The organism is Microbacterium sp. AC145 (assembly GCF_979258505.1).
Genome location: NZ_OZ409859.1, coordinates 2,888,370 through 2,905,273, shown reverse-complemented (window position 1 = coordinate 2,905,273; position 16,904 = coordinate 2,888,370). Strand labels below are relative to the sequence as shown.

Annotated in this window: 20 protein-coding genes; 7 read left to right on the top strand and 13 right to left on the bottom strand. The window is 66.3% G+C overall.

Features of this window, described 5'->3' with window-relative positions; translation table 11 throughout:
* Nucleotides 1-64 precede the first annotated feature (64 nt).
* Together ACZZZN_RS13955 and ACZZZN_RS13950 are read right to left on the bottom strand one after the other, a co-directional pair.
* The gene (locus ACZZZN_RS13955; RefSeq protein WP_463505737.1) at nt 65-742 is read right to left on the bottom strand and encodes a DUF1345 domain-containing protein; all 678 of its coding nucleotides are present in this window, start codon (nt 740-742) and stop codon (nt 65-67) included.
* A 111-nt stretch (nt 743-853) separates the two neighbouring features.
* A complete protein-coding gene (locus ACZZZN_RS13950; RefSeq protein ID WP_463505736.1) occupies nt 854-1,495 on the bottom strand; it encodes a TetR/AcrR family transcriptional regulator in 642 nt (213 codons plus the stop codon).
* A 94-nt stretch (nt 1,496-1,589) separates the two neighbouring features.
* On the opposite strand from ACZZZN_RS13950, the gene ACZZZN_RS13945 reads away from it, so the two are divergent.
* Nucleotides 1,590-2,792, top strand: a complete 1,203-nt coding sequence (locus tag ACZZZN_RS13945) for an MFS transporter (RefSeq protein WP_463505735.1) — start codon at nt 1,590-1,592, stop codon at nt 2,790-2,792.
* A gap of 45 nt (nt 2,793-2,837) precedes the next feature.
* Here ACZZZN_RS13945 and ACZZZN_RS13940 read toward each other — a convergent pair whose 3' ends face one another.
* Nucleotides 2,838-3,539: an SDR family oxidoreductase gene (locus ACZZZN_RS13940; RefSeq protein ID WP_463505734.1), complete on the bottom strand. Its 702-nt coding sequence runs from the start codon at nt 3,537-3,539 to the stop codon at nt 2,838-2,840.
* A gap of 48 nt (nt 3,540-3,587) precedes the next feature.
* Nucleotides 3,588-4,085, bottom strand: a complete 498-nt coding sequence (locus tag ACZZZN_RS13935) for a TetR/AcrR family transcriptional regulator (RefSeq protein WP_463505733.1) — start codon at nt 4,083-4,085, stop codon at nt 3,588-3,590.
* A 227-nt stretch (nt 4,086-4,312) separates the two neighbouring features.
* Here ACZZZN_RS13935 and ACZZZN_RS13930 point away from each other — a divergent pair, with 227 nt between their 5' ends.
* Together ACZZZN_RS13930 and ACZZZN_RS13925 are read left to right on the top strand one after the other, a co-directional pair.
* On the top strand, nt 4,313-4,774 hold the full coding sequence (locus tag ACZZZN_RS13930; protein WP_463505732.1) for a nuclear transport factor 2 family protein: 462 nt from the start codon (nt 4,313-4,315) through the stop codon (nt 4,772-4,774).
* Between the two features lie 82 nt (nt 4,775-4,856).
* Nucleotides 4,857-5,903, top strand: a complete 1,047-nt coding sequence (locus ACZZZN_RS13925; protein ID WP_463505731.1) for an MsnO8 family LLM class oxidoreductase — start codon at nt 4,857-4,859, stop codon at nt 5,901-5,903.
* Nucleotides 5,904-6,064: 161 nt separating this feature from the next.
* Here the strand turns inward: ACZZZN_RS13925 and ACZZZN_RS13920 are convergent, their stop codons facing one another.
* Nucleotides 6,065-7,123 (bottom strand): hypothetical protein, encoded by a 1,059-nt coding sequence (locus ACZZZN_RS13920; RefSeq protein ID WP_463505730.1) that lies wholly within the window; start codon nt 7,121-7,123, stop codon nt 6,065-6,067.
* 157 nt (nt 7,124-7,280) lie between these two features.
* On the bottom strand, nt 7,281-7,658 hold the full coding sequence (locus ACZZZN_RS13915) for a hypothetical protein (RefSeq protein WP_463505729.1): 378 nt from the start codon (nt 7,656-7,658) through the stop codon (nt 7,281-7,283).
* Between the two features lie 602 nt (nt 7,659-8,260).
* On the opposite strand from ACZZZN_RS13915, the gene ACZZZN_RS13910 reads away from it, so the two are divergent.
* On the top strand, nt 8,261-8,830 hold the full coding sequence (locus ACZZZN_RS13910; RefSeq protein ID WP_463505728.1) for a hypothetical protein: 570 nt from the start codon (nt 8,261-8,263) through the stop codon (nt 8,828-8,830).
* Nucleotides 8,831-8,839: 9 nt separating this feature from the next.
* Here the strand turns inward: ACZZZN_RS13910 and ACZZZN_RS13905 are convergent, their stop codons facing one another.
* The gene (locus ACZZZN_RS13905) at nt 8,840-10,216 is read right to left on the bottom strand and encodes an Imm61 family immunity protein (RefSeq protein WP_463505727.1); all 1,377 of its coding nucleotides are present in this window, start codon (nt 10,214-10,216) and stop codon (nt 8,840-8,842) included.
* A gap of 578 nt (nt 10,217-10,794) precedes the next feature.
* Between ACZZZN_RS13905 and ACZZZN_RS13900 the strand changes: the two genes are divergently transcribed.
* Together ACZZZN_RS13900 and ACZZZN_RS13895 are read left to right on the top strand one after the other, a co-directional pair.
* A complete protein-coding gene (locus ACZZZN_RS13900) occupies nt 10,795-11,235 on the top strand; it encodes an ArsR/SmtB family transcription factor (protein ID WP_463505726.1) in 441 nt (146 codons plus the stop codon).
* A 2-nt stretch (nt 11,236-11,237) separates the two neighbouring features.
* Nucleotides 11,238-12,215 (top strand): SRPBCC family protein, encoded by a 978-nt coding sequence (locus tag ACZZZN_RS13895; RefSeq protein ID WP_463505725.1) that lies wholly within the window; start codon nt 11,238-11,240, stop codon nt 12,213-12,215.
* A 104-nt stretch (nt 12,216-12,319) separates the two neighbouring features.
* On the opposite strand, the gene ACZZZN_RS13890 is transcribed toward ACZZZN_RS13895, so the two are convergent.
* Together ACZZZN_RS13890 and ACZZZN_RS13885 are read right to left on the bottom strand one after the other, a co-directional pair.
* Nucleotides 12,320-12,736 (bottom strand): DoxX family protein, encoded by a 417-nt coding sequence (locus tag ACZZZN_RS13890; protein ID WP_463505724.1) that lies wholly within the window; start codon nt 12,734-12,736, stop codon nt 12,320-12,322.
* Nucleotides 12,737-12,769: 33 nt separating this feature from the next.
* On the bottom strand, nt 12,770-13,510 hold the full coding sequence (locus tag ACZZZN_RS13885) for a ribonuclease H family protein (protein WP_463505723.1): 741 nt from the start codon (nt 13,508-13,510) through the stop codon (nt 12,770-12,772).
* 82 nt (nt 13,511-13,592) lie between these two features.
* Here ACZZZN_RS13885 and ACZZZN_RS13880 point away from each other — a divergent pair, with 82 nt between their 5' ends.
* Entirely contained in the window at nt 13,593-14,645 is a 1,053-nt protein-coding gene (locus ACZZZN_RS13880) for a mechanosensitive ion channel family protein (RefSeq protein WP_463505722.1), read from the top strand.
* A gap of 33 nt (nt 14,646-14,678) precedes the next feature.
* Here ACZZZN_RS13880 and ACZZZN_RS13875 read toward each other — a convergent pair whose 3' ends face one another.
* The 4 genes from ACZZZN_RS13875 to ACZZZN_RS13860 form a co-directional block, all read right to left on the bottom strand.
* Nucleotides 14,679-14,909, bottom strand: coding sequence for a hypothetical protein (locus ACZZZN_RS13875; protein WP_463505721.1), 231 nt, complete (start codon nt 14,907-14,909; stop codon nt 14,679-14,681).
* Nucleotides 14,910-14,985: 76 nt separating this feature from the next.
* On the bottom strand, nt 14,986-15,315 hold the full coding sequence (locus ACZZZN_RS13870; protein ID WP_463505720.1) for a hypothetical protein: 330 nt from the start codon (nt 15,313-15,315) through the stop codon (nt 14,986-14,988).
* Between the two features lie 66 nt (nt 15,316-15,381).
* Nucleotides 15,382-15,705 carry a protealysin inhibitor emfourin gene (locus ACZZZN_RS13865; protein ID WP_463505719.1) on the bottom strand — a complete coding sequence of 108 codons (324 nt, stop codon included), beginning with the start codon at nt 15,703-15,705 and terminating at the stop codon, nt 15,382-15,384.
* On the bottom strand, nt 15,680-16,744 hold the full coding sequence (locus tag ACZZZN_RS13860; protein ID WP_463505718.1) for a M4 family metallopeptidase: 1,065 nt from the start codon (nt 16,742-16,744) through the stop codon (nt 15,680-15,682). The genes ACZZZN_RS13865 and ACZZZN_RS13860 overlap by 26 nt, the downstream gene beginning before the upstream one ends.
* Between the last annotated feature and the right edge of the window lie 160 nt (nt 16,745-16,904).

Below are 16,904 nucleotides of genomic sequence, written 5' to 3'. Positions count from 1 at the left end.
GCGGTCTGCCGCGCGGTGCGGAGGCGTGGGCGCTCGGAGCCGTCTCTTCAATTATCCGCCCTCGTCACACGGCGAAGGAGATGAGCAGCGAGGCGAAGACGGCGATGATCGCTGTCGAGTAGGCGAAGGCGAGCACGGAGTGCAGGGTGGCCAGCTGTCTGATTCCTCGTCGAGTCAGTTGCACGTCGGCGGAGGAGAAAGTCGTCGAGAGCTGGACCGACAGATACACGAAGTCCGTGAAGGAGCGAGCTTCCGGGCCGGGGAAGGTCATGGAATCGTCATTCGCCCACCGTCGCATGTACTCGACCGCCATGACGGCGACCATGAGAACCCAGCTTCCGGCGACGCCCACGATGCAGATCAGGATGATCCACCCGTTGTTGCTGCCATCGCCGACGGTCAGAAGGACCACGGAGATGATCCCGATGATCAAGACAGTGCTCGCCCACGACGCGGGGCTCGACAGGAAGAGCCAGCGCAGAAGCCTGCTCCGCTCGTCGGTGCGATTCAGGCGCGCACGGAGCTCCTCGCCATGGAGATCACGGAAGCTCCACCACGTCAGGAAGATGAACACGGGGCCGTACAGGCCGAAGAGCATGGTGATGAAGAGCGACGTGAATGCGGCCCCGGCGTCGAAGAGTCCCGTGCCCTGTCCCACGAACAGAACGAGGCTCGTGACGGCGGCGGCGATGGTCGATGCAAGCGCGTGCCGGAACGCGTCTCTCGTGAGGGCCTTCGTCATCCTGTGCACCATCCGACCCTACAGAGCGGGCTCTGCCATCGGCAGGAACCAACCGAAAACCATCGTTCTGGCGAGGTGGCGTTTGTTCGCCCGGGGCGGTCGCCATTAACGTCAGTCGAATCCGGGTTCTGGTTGGGGTTTCCGGTGGGTGTCTGGGCCTACTGTGCCGTCCAGGAGCATGTCGGCGGCGGCGTGCAGCGCGGTTGGGGAGACGCCGTCCAGCAGCTGGGTGGAGACGCCGAGCACGAATGAGTGCACCAGGGCTGCGGTCACCTCGGGGTCGAGGTCGGGTCGGAGGACGCCTTCGACGACGCCTCTTCGGATGCATGCTTCGATACCCGCCCTGTCCTGAGCGCGACGCTCCGCGACGACTCGCCTCGCCGTGGTGTCATCGTCACCCTCTGCACCGACTGTCGCGGACAACGTCACAAGACACCCGCCCGGATGTGTCGGGTCGGACTGCATCTGGATGGTCCCGTGCAGCATCCCGCCGAGCGCGACGAACGGGTCGACCGTCAGGTCGCTGACGATCTCACTGACACGTCCCGGGCCGGCGATGTACCGCTCGACCGCACGTTCGAACAAACGCTCCTTCGATGTGAAGGCTCCGTACAGGCTCGCGGCGGAGAGCCCGGTTGCCGAACGCAACTGCGCGATGGTCGACGCCGCGTATCCGTGGCGCCAGAACACCTCCATCGCGGCGTCGAGCACATCGTGCTCGATGAAGATCCTCGGTCGTCCCCGCTTTGCCATCTCACCCCTTTCGGATCGGTCGTTCCATTTTGACACACGGAGGCAACTGGCCGATTATAGGAATGTTCGTTCCGAAATAGAAAGAAGCGCAACAGTGCCCACGCCTCCTCACGATTCCGCTGCCAGACATACCGAGAGCGACGGGCGCCTGCCCGTCCTCGCCCTTGTGCTCATGGCCTGCAGTGGCTTCATCATCATCATGACCGAGACGCTTCCGGCTGGCCTGCTCCCACTGCTCGCCGCGGACTTCCAGGTCAGTGATGGCAGCGCTGGCCAGCTCGTCACCGCATACGCGCTCGGAACGATCGTCGCCGCGATCCCTACGATCGTGATGACGCGCGGGGTGGCCCGCAAGCCGCTGCTCGTCGTCGGCCTCGTGGGCTTCTTCATCGCCAACACGCTGATGGCGTTCGCGCCGTCTTTGGCGCTCGCGCTCGTGGTGCGTTTCGTCGCAGGAGCGTTCTCTGGGCTGATCTGGGGCATGCTCGCAGGCTATGCGCGACGTATCGCGGCCCCGAAATACGCCGGTCGCGCTCTCGCGATCGCGATGGCGGGCACCCCGATCGCGCTCTCGATCGGAACACCGCTCGGAGCATGGCTCGGGGCAACCGTGGGGTGGCGATGGTCGTTCGCCAGCGTCTCCGCGCTCACCGTTGTCGTTGTGCTCTTGGTGGTGGCCTTCGTGCCGAACGCCCCGGGGCAGCGATCCGGCTCGCGCCTCCCGCTCGGCCGCGTGCTGTTGATCCCGGGCGTCGCGGCAGTGCTCGGCGTGGTGTTCGTGTGGATGCTCGCCCACAACCTGCTCTACACCTACATCGCCCCGTACCTCGATGACGCGGGAGTGCCGCTGCGCCCCGATCTCGCGCTCTTCATCTTCGGAGCCGCCGCGCTGGTCGGTATCTGGATCACGGGCGCTCTCGTCGACAGGTCACTCCGACGACTGGCCCTCATGAGCACGGCAGCCTTCGTCGTCGCTGGCGCTCTGCTGCTGGTCTTCGCAGCGTCGCTCCCGGTGACGGTGATGGCGATCGTCCTCTGGGGTGTCGCGTTCGGTGGTTCCGCAACCCAGTTGCAGACGGCGATCGGCGACGCTGCGGGCGAGAGCGTCGACGTCGCGAATGCGATGCTCACAACCGCCTTCAACCTCGCCATCTTCGGCGGAGCAGCGATCGGTGCGCTCCTCGTGGACGGGAGCGGACCGGCCGCCCTCCCCGTTGCGATGATCGGGCTCTCCGTGGTCGCCCTCGTGGCCGTCACCATCGGCCGCACCTACGCGTTCCCGCGCGGGCGTAGGTAAGGGCTCCGCGACGGCTGCAGCAGGGAGCGGGGATCGCGGAACGGGTCAGCCGTAGAGCTGTGCGGGATCGGACGCGAGGGCGGCTTTGACGTATCGTGACGGGTCATCGACGAGCACTTCGATGGCACCCGCTTCGATCCCGGCGAGACTGGCACGGGCGACATCCGCGGGATCGATCTTGGGGCCGTCGACGCCAGCCATCATGTCGGTGTCGGCGCCGCCGAGATGGACTCCCTGGACAAGGATGTTCTCCCCGCGTAGCTCGACCCGGACCCCGTTTGTCATGTTCCACTCCGCAGCTTTCGCGACCGAGTATGACCCAGAGCCTGCGGGCGTTGCGACCCACGACAGCACGGAGAGGACGTTGACGATTGCAGCGTGTTCGCGCCGGCGGAGGATGGGCAGCATTGCGCGGGTGACGCGCAAGGTTCCGAACAGGTGGGTTTCGAGGTCGGTGCGGATGTCGTCGATCGGCGAGGTGAGCAAGGTGGCGCCGGTGGTGATGCCGGCGTTGTTGACGAGAAGGTCAATGTCCTGTGCGGTTGCGGCGGCCTCGTCGATGGAGCGCTGGTCGAGGAGGTCCAGTCGAAGAGGGACGATCCGGGGGTCTTCCCCAACGATGTCCTCGGGGCGACGTGCGGTGGCGTACACCTTTCGAGCCCCGTGCGCGAGAAGCTCATCGACGAAGCTTCTGCCGATGCCTCTGTTTGCGCCAGTGACGAGTGCGATGGAACCAGCGATCTGCATTATGACTATTCCTTCTCTTGTGGGTGCCGGATGGGCGGGTGAGCCCGATCAGGGGGTGCGGTTGTTGGGCGCAGTCCAGCCGTGGGCGGTGATGCGCTGCAGCCGCAATCGCGCGTCGGCGGCGGGCAATGAGCTGATTGCCATGGCGAGCACCATCAGCTCATCGATGTGCACGTCCGGCTGCATCGTTCCGTCCGCTTTCTCTTTTGCGAGGAGTCGGTTTCCGGCGTCCGCGATGGTGGCGTGGCAGCTCGGAGGCTGAGTGCTGCGCTCCCTATCAATGGGCTCGATGACGGCCTCGAGGCCAGAGGTGGCACTGGTCATCTCGACCAGCTCGGCGAACCACGCGGAGAACGGGTGTGCGGTTTTTGACTCGAGGAGATCATCAGCGCGGCCAGCGATCTGCGCAGCTCGGTCTTTGAAGATTGCCTCGAGTAACGCCCAGCGGTTCGGGAAGTGGCGGTGCAATGTCGCAGAGCCGACCCCCGCTGCGCGGGCAATCGCTTCCAAAGAAGCTCCCGCGCCATCCCGAGCGATCAGCTCCACGGCGGCTTCAAGTACTCGCTCTCTGCTGCGGATCGCGTCCGCTCGCATGCTCCGCTCGACTCCAGTCACCGGAACCCTCCACTTCGTTCGACGTCATGAAACTCGTGACGAGCTTCGTGTCCATGATGACACAAGTGGGGTGACACCCCATATAGTTAAATGGGGTTGCCCCCCATTTAGTTCGGATGGTTCATCCGAACTGTCATCTCACACCCGATAGGAACCTCATGACCTTTGTGACTCAGGATGATCTCGCGCTTCACGCCGAGGTCGTCGACGTTGTGACCCGGTACGCCAGCGGCATCGACCGCCGTGACTGGGCTCTCTTCCGCAGTGCCTTCGCCGACGACGCGAAGGTCGATTACGGGCCGTTCATGGGCTCGTGGACAAGCGGGGACGATTTCACCGCATTCATGCGGGAGTCGCATTCGCCCGCGGGGCTCAGCGTGCACCGGATGACGAACATTGTCATCACCGGCACGAACCCCCTCACCGCGCGCACGTACGGGGACGCACTCCTGCAGCATCGCGATGACACCGCCACGGTCGACCACAGCGCCGGCTACTACGACGACGAGTTCGTTCGCACCGAGGACGGCCTCAAGATCGCATCGCGGACGACGGTAGCTGTCGTCATGGAGCGCCTGACCGGAAACCTTGCGCCCGGCAACCCCGAACTGTCCGTCTGACCAAACCGCTCACGCGGAGAGAGGGTGCGAGCGCATCGCATTCATGTTCGTACCCTCTCCCGCCTTGACGACAGGAATTCTCATGTCTCCGCTCGCGGTATCCATCCTCGATCTAGTCCCCGTCCGTTCGGGTCAGACCTCCACTGACGCCGTCGCCGCGTCAGTCGCTCTAGCCCGGTGTGCCGACAAGCTCGGGTTCACGCGCTACTGGATGGGTGAACACCACAACGTTCCCTCAGTGGCGTCCACAAATCCGGCTGTTCTGCTCGGTCTCCTGGCCGGGGTGACATCACGCATCCGCCTCGGCTCGGGCGGTGTGATGCTCCCCAATCACTCCCCGTTGGTCGTCGCTGAACAGTTTGCGCTGCTCGAAGCCGCCGCGCCGGGCAGGATCGACCTGGGCATCGGACGCGCCCCTGGCTCAGACTCGACTGTGACCGGGCTACTCCATTCAACTGGTCATGCCAGCGATGTAGGTCAGCACGCCTCAAGCGTGCAGCAGATTCAGGCAATGGCATCACCAGCGGGCGCGACTTTCCGGCAGCCCGGCGGAGGTCACTACAACCTCTTCGCCACCCCAGCCGCCACCTCATCTCCGGAGATCTGGCTGCTAGGGACCAGCGACTACTCAGCGAGGTTGGCCGCGCGTCTCGGACTGCCCTACGCTCTGGCACACCAGTCGTCCGAGGCACACACCAGTCGCCTTCTTGACCTCTACCGGAGTCAATTCACGCCCAACGACCGTCTTCTCACACCAAAAGCCCTCCTCACTGTGACGCTGGTCGTGGCCGACACAGAGAAGGAGGCGCGCCGACTCGCCCTCCCGCAAGTGCATCACATGGCGCGCCTCAGCAGCGGCACCGCCCTCGGGCCGATGGACACCGTCGAGGCTGCAGCCAAGTCGGTGCTTCGACAGTCAGAAGCTGAACTTGCGAACGCATTGCTTGACACCTTGTTCATTGGCGAAGCGGAAGCCGTCGCCGACAGACTCACCACATTCACCAGCGAGCTCGGCATCGACGAAGTGATGGTCAGCCCCGCCGCGGGCGGATCACACAGCGATCCAAGCGACAGGTACCCCACCAGAGAGCGCATTCTAGATCTGCTCGCATCGCGGCTGATGAGGTAATTGCCTCAACCGAAAACGATCGTTTGCGGCGGCTCGCACTCCCTTGCCGTTTGGGGCGTGTCGCATACGTCATCCGAAACCTGGTTTCGGCAGGCGGTTTCGGCGCACTGCGAGGATTGTCGAGCTCGCGAAGGTATGTCGCGGACGAAAGATCGCCCCGCTCAGCCGTCCAGGGGACGGTGGTGTCGTTCCTCGAAAGCGGCGACGATCTCGTCTCCGCTCACGTCCTCCCCAGCAGCGATGCGCTCTAGATAGGGTCGCAGCCATTCCGCTCCGGCCTTCGCGAGGTGGGCCGCCCACGCGGGGGAGAGGGCCTCGTCGACGCTCACGATCGCGGCTACGGCGCTGAACGTCACACCCTCGCTCATCTCCACGCGCCATTCTTGCCCATCCCACCGCAGGTCGACGGCGTAGGGGTAGATGAAGGGGTCACCGGGCTGCCAGTGCAACCGGGTCGAGGCGAGGGCGTAGATGCGTGCGGGGCGCGGCTTGGGAGCGTCGGGGGCCGCGGGCTGCGGCGCCACCGGAGGTGCAGGTGCCCTCTCCGCCGCGGGAGTCGGGTCGGGTGACGCAGCGGGAACCGGCTCGAGTGGCGCAACGGACGAAGGGCGCGGGGCTTGTCGTCTCAGTCCGCGGCGCAGTGCCTCGTCGAGCTGATCGAAGTGTTCGCCCTCGAGCTGGATGAGCGGCGCGTTGTGAGTGGTCTTCGCTGCGCTGCCCCACGTCAGGCCGATGTAGCCGCAGCGGTCCGTGTCTGCGGTCCATACGAAGACAACCGCGTTCCCTCGTCTCACCTGATCGGGCAGTGGCGTGTAGGCGGCTGGATCGCCCGAAGCGAAGCCGGCGTGTAGCTGCTCGAATTGTTCCGCCGACAGGGCGTGATAGCCCTCGAACCGTTTGCGCAGCCGAGTCCCCGTGTCGTTTCGCACCCATACGCGGGTGCCGGCTCCCGCGAGCGCCACGATCGCGGCCACAGCGAAAGCGCCGAAAAGGATGATCTGCGCGATCGGGAAGAAACCGCCGCCGAACCGGTACCGCGCCCGCGAAGCGTCCTGCGCGTTCTCCCGCGCCTGCTCCGACAACTCGACGATGTTCGGTAACGTGTGGACGATCACGGCGATCGCCACCGCGAGCACGACGATCGCGAACACCGTGCGCACAGCCGAGCGGCGCCGCACGAGGCCAGGCGTGGCTGCGAGGGTCGGGTCGTAGAGAGTCACGCGCTCATCTTTCCAGTACCGACGACGCGGGCATCAGCGCCGGTCTTTAGACTGTGGCTGCGTGCTGTCGGGCAGGTCAGCCCCCTTTGCTGCGCGAATGCGTGCGAGGGAGGATGGCCGGCCGCGTGCACCCTCGCGAACCCGACGAGCAGGAGACCTACGGTAAATCGCCGGTCGCCGCGAAGTAGCGGTCGAGCAGAATCATCATTCCGGTTGCGTGCCACCATGCGGGGGAAACCTTGCCCGCCGACATCCCGTGTCCCGGATCGAGGCGTTGGATATACAACGCCTCGGCTGACTCGCTCAGCGAGACGCCCGTGGCGTCCCGCCAGGCATCCTCGACGATACGTTCGAATTCCCACCGGCTCGCCGGGAGCGCGATCGCCTCCAGTGCGGATTGCAGCTCGCTCCATAAATGAACGTCTCCACGCATGCCCCACCGAGGCGGCTGGCGCTCGAAGAGCTCACCGATCATCGTCGGCGAGGTTGCGGCATCCTGGGCGACAGCTATCTCCTGCATGATCTCCCTCTTCATCGGCCCAATCCAAGCCCCGACGGTATCGCATGGGCGCAACCCGAGTGGGGTGGGTGACGTGAATGGGTCCCCGCATGTGCTGGTGGGTAGGAGTGGACGGCCCAGGCCTTCGTCCAGTGCCTGACATGGACTCCCGAAGGCGGCCTGCGGTGACCTCCCTCACCGCGGTTGCCGTCATCACGCACACGTCAGGCTGCACACTGACCACGATGTTGTCGCCTACGTCGACACCCTCCAAGGATCACTCCTCAACCGGGTCAGAAGAAAGTAACGGGGCGTCCCGCCCGCATCATGGAGAGAGTGGCAGCCCGTTTGAGTCGGGCCAGATGCGAGGGGTCTCGTGCTGCGGGCACGGGCCCACGCGCAGCACCTCGAAGCCATCGCGAAACCTATGGGTTGTGAGAAGTCGGGGTGATCGCCACGAGTACGTGATTCCTCGCCAGCCTTCCGCTAGTCGTCGTGGACACGCCGCCTGACCGTGTCCGACCGTGGCCAGCTGGAGGGGAGAGTATGGGGCGGTGAGCACCCATTTCGACAAGACGTTCCGGGCCGATCCGCGGTTCGCGCGCAAACGAGTCGCAGGTCTCACCTGGTTCGGGATCGTGCTCATCCTGGCGGGCTTCGTCTGCATCGTGTTCACTGGGCAGAACTTCATCCCTCTCGCCGAGTGGGCCCGCGCGGGAGGCGAGGACTCGGCGCTGGTTCGCAATCGCATGGCGGGCGTCACGCCGCTTGTCATGATCGCGATCGAACTCGTTGGCATCGCTTGGGGGGTGTACCTCCTCATCGTCGGTGCTCGCCCGTGGCATGTCGCTGCGACCGGGACGCGGCTGCGCAAGCGCTACTACGGCTTCCATCTCAGCGATCAGACCTTCTTTCATGAGGCGCACCGGCGATTCGCGACCGGTGATCCGTCAGTGTTCGCACCCTTTCCTCACCAGGTAGATGGCGGGCAGACGGTCGTGATGATCTGGACAGCCGACGCCGACCGGACCGTGTTCGTCGGCATTTCCTGGGACCAGAATCGGCGACGCACGCACAATCTGCCACTCATCTCGCACACTGGCCCGCGCTATCAGGCACTCGACGCCGCGCTCCGGAACAAGCTGTACAAGCCGCTGCCCGACGAGCACAATCCACTGCTGCGCCCCGGCACTCGACCATCAGACTGAGCGGGCCGATCAGCCGCCGAACGAGTCCAGCGGTGTCCGCTGCCCTTCTCGGAACTCGTCGAGGGCCCGCTCGAAGGAGTACGACGAGGACCGGTAGAGCACGGATCCATCGTGCGCGACGAGGATCATGCCGCCGCCGCGAATCGATCGGAACACCGCGACTCCCCCATCGAACGGGGCCGCGGACACGGGATCGCCGAAGGCCGTCCCCCGCTTCTCGCTGAGGGAGCAGAAGAGACGAAATCCCGAGTCCGCGAGTCGGCGGTCCGATGCCGAAAGCCGTGCCCAATCGACCGAGGGTGGCACGGCATCCCCACGACTGACGGGCACGAGGATGGACGATAGGGCTGGTGATCCCGCCGCGTCGAGGTATGACTCGCGGATGTCCTGGGGCGTCGAGCGCAGCAGGTGGGTGAAGTCGCAGGCACCCCGTGCTGCGGTGATTCCAGCATCGGCGATCTCGATGCCTCGCTCCGAGCCGTCTGCCCCGCGCACGGACACCCACCCAGGTGCGACGGACTCGAACCGCAGGCCGTCCGCGATTTCGGCGGGAGGAGCGGGCTCGACGAGGAGTGGGAGCCCGAGGTGGGGAGCGTGCCGGGCGGCCGGACCGAACTGCAGGAGGAGGTAGCGCTCGACGTCATCGGCGCCGTGCGCTCGAAGCTTCGTGTCGTGAAGGCCGCGGGAGTACCGGCGAACGCACCACCACCCTTCAGTGTCCGAGACTTCGTAGCCAGTCTCGAAGTCACCGACGAGCACCACCTCACCACGTTCGGTCACCTCCGCGCCGCCGAGCGCGACGAACTCGCGGAAGGCCGTTGAGAACAGCCACGCAGGTGACCAGGACAGAACGACGTGCGGGTTCACCTGGGGTTGCACGACGTCGAAGACGGGAGATCCGTGTGCGTCCAGCAGCGCTCGTCGAAGGATCCCTAGGGGCACACCCATGAGGTGACTGAACGTTGGGGGCTCCCAAGGAATCCCGCGAAGGAAGGTCACTGTTCGGCTCGGATCGGCCACGCTCCAGAGACGAACGTTCCCCTCGCCGTCGGTCGCCGACTCGGTGCCAGCGGAGAGCGCTGCCTGAGTGCTTGTCGCCAGCAGCCCGTGTCCCAGCGTCCCCCGGACCGATGCGTTGCCGATGAGGAAGGTCAGGTAGCGCTCGACATCCTCGAGTCGTGACGCCTGAAGCTCCGTGACGTAGCTTCCCGATCGCGATGCTCCGGCCACCAGATAGCCGGCATCGCTTGATCGGACTCGGTGGCGCTCTTCGCCACCCCTGCTCCACACTTCGACGTCCTCACCGTCGCTGCCGACCGCGTACCCAGCCAGCCCGATGAACTCGGCGAACATCGACGAGGGACCGAGTGCGTTGAGACGCGTCACCTAAGCAACGCTAGCGCGCCTGGGTCGAGGACGCCTTGCCCGGTCTCTCCGAACCCACCGTGCCTCGAGTGCCTGCAGTCGATGCTCATCGCTGGGGTTTACTCGGCCGCGTGAAGCCATATGGCGGGTGTTGCCCCTTTGTAGGCAGTGGATCTGTCTCATACTCCCGTTTCAAAACCCATCGTTTGCGGCCGGGTACCTGTGGTGGTGCTGGGGAAGCGCGACACGCCGAGCGCCGCCCGCCGTAACCCCCTGCCGAAACCGTAGGGCACCGAAACGGGTGGTGTATGGGTATCGGCGCACATTCTGTCGACCACCATCCCGCCCGTATTCGGAGCGAAGGTTTGCCCCTTCAACCGTCGTCGTGCATGAGTCCGCCTGACGATCTGATCTTCCCCGCGATCCCAGCTGGCTTCATCGCCATTCCGAGCTGAGGTGGCCGCAGCGCTCTGCTTTAGATCGGACTCAGTCCGGTTCAACCTCGTGTAGTCCGATGTAAACGAGCTAGTCCGGTCTAGAGACGCGATTCACAATGAACCTCTTGACAACCGCTTCACCCAGGAATAACGTACAACCAAATGGTTGCACAAAGAGAACTGAGCGAAGCGGAGGTCGACCGTGTGTTCCACGCATTGGCGACGTCGACCCGGCGTGACATCCTGCGCCGGACGATCGAGCGGGAGCAGTCCGTCTCGACCCTCGCCTCCGAATACGAGATGTCGTTCGCCGCGGTGCAGAAGCACGTGGCCGTGCTCGAAGCGGCTGAGCTCATCGTCAAGCGCGCCGAGGGACGCGAGCGGCTCGTCCGCGCGAACCCCGAGATGATCGCCCGCGCCAGGGCGCTCCTCGCCCGATACGAAGAGCTGTGGCGGTCGCGCATCGCCCGACTCGACGACCTGCTGGCCGGCCCTTCGACAAGCTCAGGGACCCAGGGCGCGAGCTCAGGGACCGGCGAGCCCAGCACCGACACCACCAGCACCGACACCACAGAAGATCCGCGAAACGAAGAAGGAGTCTGACAATGCCTGTCACCGACGTCGTAACCGATGCCGACAACCTCACCATGACCGTCGTCGCCGACCTGGCGGCACCGATCGAGCGCGTGTGGGACGCATACACCGACCCGCGTCAGCTCGAGCGCTTCTGGGGACCTCCCGGATGGCCGGCCACGTTCACCGCCTGGGACCACACCGTGGGCGGCAAGGCCAACTACACGATGAACGGGCCTCGCGGCGAGAAGGCATCGGGCACGTGGGAGTTCCTGCGCATCGACGCCCCTCACAGCTTCGAGGTGCTCGACGCGTTCGCCGACGAAGACGGCACACCCGACGCCGACCTGCCCTCGATGCGCATGGTCTTCACGTTCGAATCGACGGCCGCGGGTACCCGCATGGTCAACACGAGCCACTTCGCGACCGCCGATGCACTCGAGCAGGTCGTCGCGATGGGCGCGGTCGAGGGCACCACGCTCGCGATGAGCCAGCTCGACGCCGTGTTGCAGGACCTCCGCGACTACGCCCAGGGCAAGGGCACGCGGGTGGAGCTGCTCGACGATGTGCACGTGCGCATCACGCGTCTGGTCGAAGGGCCGCGCGACCTGGTCTGGAAGGCGCACAACGAGCCCGAGCTCATGAAGAAGTGGCTGCTCGGACCCGACGGGTGGGAGATGACCGAGTGCGTCGTCGCCACCGAGGTCGGCCAGACGTATCGCAACTCGTGGGCTCCGGTCGGAGACACCGAGGGGCAGCCCTTCGGATTCGAGGGTGAGGCGCTGCTGATCGACGCACCGCGGCGCTCGGTGCAGACCGAGCGGATGATCGGGATGCCGGTCGAGACGCTGAACGACCTGAACCTCTACGAGGAAGACGGCGCGACGCTGATCACGCTCTACATCGAGTACCCCGACAAGGAGACGCGCGACATGATCCTCGCCACCGGCATGGCCGACGGCATGGAGACCTCGTACGCACGCCTCGAGCGGGAACTGCTCACGGTCTGACGTTCACGATTCAGCATGAGGAGGCGGTTCTCTCGAGAATCGCCTCCTCATCTGTGCTCGCGCCATCGCGCATGTTGAATCGTGCACGAGCAGCGGCTGCGAGGTCAGAGCGCGGCCTTGCGATCGGCGCGGCGTGAGCTGCGCGTCGACCAGATCGCCAGCGCGATGAGCACCGGCTGGAAGAACAGCCGCACGAAACGTTTCATGTCGGTGTCGAGGCCGAAGGCGTCGCGGTGCTCGACCCACTGGGCGATGTTGCCCGGGAAGACGGCGACGAAGAACAGCGCCGTGAGCACGCCGACGAGCCCTCGACGCTTGCGCGCGAAGAGCAGGGCCGTGCCGAGGCCCACCTCGACGACACCCGAGGCGAGCACGGTGATGTCCGGATCCAGCGGCACCCAGTCGGGAACCTGCGCCTGGAACTCCTCGCGCGCGAACGTCAGATGCGAGACGCCGGCGAAGACGAGGAAGGAGCCGAGGAAGACCCGACCGATGGTGCGTGCGACATTCTTCTTCGACATGGTGCGAGTGTACGCGGGGGTCACGCGCCCGGCTCAGATCAGGCGGCGGAGCGCCTCTTCGAGGGAGATGCCCTGCGCCTCGGCGCTGTCGCGCAGGCGCGCGTGTTCGTCGGAGGAGAGCGCCAGACTCACCACGATCGGATCGTCGACGGACAGATCGAGACCGTCGAGCAGATCGGACGGCTCGGCCCAGAGCGGCTCGTCGAGTGTGGTCGTCGCAGCAGCGGCAGAGGGGGCGGATGCGGTGGGGGATGACGGTGCTGCCGCCGCGATCGGTGCGGATGCGGCGACCGATGCCCCGGCATCCGATGCCATCGTGAAGCCGGGCCCGCGGCGCGGCTCCTGCTTCGCCTGGTAGGCCTTGGCTGCGGCGTTCGCGCGCTCGTCGGCGGCCTCGTTGAGAGGGTGACCGGCGTGGCCCTTGACCCAGGAGAACTCGACGTCACGTCCGCGGATCGCCTCGTCGATGCCCTCGAGAAGGTCGCGGTTGAGCACAGGACCGCCGTCGGATTTGCGCCAGCCCTTGCGCTTCCACCCCGGCATCCACTTGGTCACCGAGTCGATCACGTAGCGGCTGTCGCACTCGATCATCAGCTTCTCAGAGATGCCGGCCGTCGCCAGCAGCAGCTCGAGCACGGCTCGCAGCTCGCCCTGGTTGTTCGTGCCGTGCGGGGACCCGCCGGCGGCCCAGTTGGCGTCGTCGATGTACCAGGCCCAGCCGTTGGGGCCGGGATTGCCCAGGGCGGAGCCGTCTGCGGCGGCGGTGATCGTCATCCCTCAACCGTAGCCGCGGCGGCCGACGCGGCCCGCCTCGACGGCTTTCGCGTCTGCCGCGCTGCCGACATAGTGTGGGCGGATGCCTACCGACTTCGCATGGGATTCCTGGGTCGGCACCGCGGCGGCGCTCGCCACCGCGCTCGTCGTCGCCACCGCCGCTCTCGCGCTGCTCGCTCTGGTCGCAGCCCTCGTCAGCCGCAAGGTGCCGTGGGTGCGCGATCTCGCCAGACGGGTGCGCAACGCGATGATCGCGACGACGGCGGTGGTCGCGATCTGGATCGCCGCCGCGACCACCGAGCCCGCGGCGCAGACGTGGTGGCCGGCCGTCTCGAGGTTCTTCCTGATCGCGACGATCCTGACGGGCTCGTGGTTGCTGGCCGCGGCGGTCTCGTTCGGCTTCGAGCGCCTGATCTCTCGCGAAGAGACCCTGCTCGTGGGGCCGGAGGCGCGGCGCCGACGCACGCAGCTGCTCGTCATCCATCGCCTGGTGCTCGTCACGATCGCCGTGCTCGCGCTGGGGACGGTGCTGTTCACCTTCCCCGAGATGCGCGCGGTGGGAACGAGTCTGCTCGCCTCGGCCGGCATCGTGAGCATCATCGCCGGCCTCGCAGCCCAGTCGATCCTCGGCAACCTGATCGCCGGGGTGCAGGTGGCGTTCACCGATGCGATCCGAGTGGGCGACGTGGTCGTCGTCGAGGGTGAGTGGGGGCGGATCGGTGAGATCAACCTCTCGTACGTGGTCGTCTACATCTGGGACGAGCGACGGCTGGTGGTGCCGTGCAACTACTTCACGACGAACCCCATCGAGACGTGGACGCGTCGCTCCGACAAGATCCTGGGCACGGTCTACCTCGACCTCGACTGGCGTGTGCCGATGACTGAGCTGCGCGCGGAGTTCCAGCGCATCATCGAGGCGTCACCGGCCTGGGACGGCCGCTCGTCGAGCGCGGTGGTCACCGACACCCAGGGCGGCTTCGTCACCGTGCGGCTCGTCATGTCGTCGAAGGATTCCGACGACCAGTGGACGCTGCGCTGCGAGGTGCGCGAGAAGCTGATGGAGTGGCTGCAGCACGAGCATCCCGAGGCTCTTCCCCGCACCCGTGTCGACCTCGCGGCGCGCGGGACGGACTGAGGGGAGTCGGGTCGCTCAGTCCTCGACCTGGTCTCAGTCCTCGGGTTCGCCGGAGTCGGCGGGCGATTCTGCGGCAGGAGGAACGGGAGCGACCGGGAAGACGATCGAGGTCACCGAGCCGCCGGACTCCAGGCCGATGCCGAGCGACAGCGGATCGACGGTCGGTGCCGTCGACAGCACCTCGGCCTCGGAACGTTCGAGTGGCTCAGAGGGCAGAGCCCACTCGTTCTCCTGCTCTTCGGGACGCTGCTGGAAAAGACCCATGGGCACCATTCTCGCCCCGACGGCCGCTGAGCCGGTCGGATTCACACCGGATTGCTCGATTCGAGCGGATGCTGGGTCAGCTCACACGACGGAACGTGAAGTACGCCGCCACGGCGCCGTGATTGACCACCCCGGTGCCGGTGCTCAGCATGCGCGCCGAGGTCGTCGCCCCCGACTCGATGAACGTGTAGCCGGTGTGCTCGAGGCGCCAGCCGACGCCTTCGACCTCGCCGAGGAAGTACCCGACGCTCTCATTGCTCGTGAACTGGTTGTCGGCTGATCCCCACGACGACGCCTCGCCGGTGAGTCGGCTGACCTCGACCTGCAGGTGCAGCAGCACATCGCCGCGGGTATGCGCGTCGCGCGCGAGATCCAGCAGCCGTGCGGCCTCGTCAGTTGTCAGCATGTCGTCCCCCTGTGCTCCGGTGTGCGCAGCCGGCGAGATCGCGCCGACCCGCCTACAGCGTAAGCGTCAGCCCGTCTGGTCTGCGGCCTTCGCCGCCGTGCGCACCGCGTCGACGAGGTCGCGCCAGGGCCCATCGAGTGCGGAGTCGGGCAGCTCGCGCTCCCGTTTCTCCGACGGCGTGCGCACGCGGATCAGCCAGACGAAACGGTCGGCTCCCGTCGACGAATCTCCGTCGACATCCCACGGGCAGCTGTCGATCATCGTGAGCCACTCGGGAGCATCCGCGGGGTCGGGCTCGACCCGCCACTGACGACGGATGCCGGCGATGCCCCCCGTGCGCACCACCGCGATGACGACCTGCGGATCAGTCGGTGCGGGGGACTCGCTCATCTTCATAGACTCCCACGGTCGACCACGCGCGTCGAGCGGCTGTGGCCGTGGCATCGTCGACGGCGGATGCGGCGGCAACCGTCGCATCCGCGAACTCCGTGAAGGTCGCGGTGCTCGAGAGCCCACCGGTGAGCGCGCGGTACCAGACCGTGCCGGCGGTCTCCCAGGCATTGCCGCCGAGGTCGATGGCGAACAGGGCGAACGCGCGGTTCGGGATGCCGGAGTTGATGTGCACCCCGCCGTTGTCCTCCGTCGTCCGCACGAAGTCGTTCATGTGCGCAGGCTGCGGGTCTTTTCCGAGCTCGTCGTCGTCGTACGCCGTGCCCGGCTCGATCATCGAACGGAGGGCCTTGCCCTGCACGGCATCCGTGAAGATCTCGGCGCCGATGAGCCAGGTCGCGTCGGCCGCGCTCTGCCCGAGGAGGTGCTGCTCGGTGAGAGCGCCGAAGACGTCGGCGATCGATTCGTTCAGTGCGCCGGGCTGCCCCTGGTACTCGAGGTTCGCGGTGTATTGCACGACGCCGTGTGCGAGTTCGTGCCCGATGACCGTGGTCGACGTGGTGAAGCCGACGAAGACCTCGCCGTCGCCGTCGCCGAACACCATGCGCTCGCCGTCCCAGAAGGCGTTGTCGTAGTCGACGCCGTAGTGCACGGTCGCGTCGAGTGGAGCACCCGCATCGTCGAGCGAGTTGCGGCCGAACGCCGACAACAGCATCTCGAACGTCGCACCGAGACCGTCGAAGGCCTGGTTCGCCGATTCGTCGGCGACGGGCTCGTCGTCTTCGCGTCGCACGACCGCCCCCGGGAGGGTCTGGGTGTTGCCGGCGTCGCTGATCGTGCGGTTCGGGGCATCGGAGAGCGCGGCCACCAGGTCGCCGTTCTCGTCGATGGACAGATCGAGCCGCGCCCGGAACGGCGGCCTGCCGGCCGTCAGAGTATGGCGGGCAGCGGCTGCGGCGCCCGGATAGCGGCCTGATTCCGCCAGCCGTGCGAGCAGGTAGGAGGGGACGATTCCGCGGGCGTCGATGTGGCTGCTCATGTTCAGACCCTACGCCGGGGGTCGGACGTTGAGGAGGGGGCGCCCGGGGCGTCGCCATGGGAGGAGTTCTCCGCGTCGGGCGGAGGATCGCGCGGCATCCGGCCTCCCTACGGGGTGAAGGCCGCCCCACGCGGGGGTGCCGACGCGGCTCTCGTGCGGG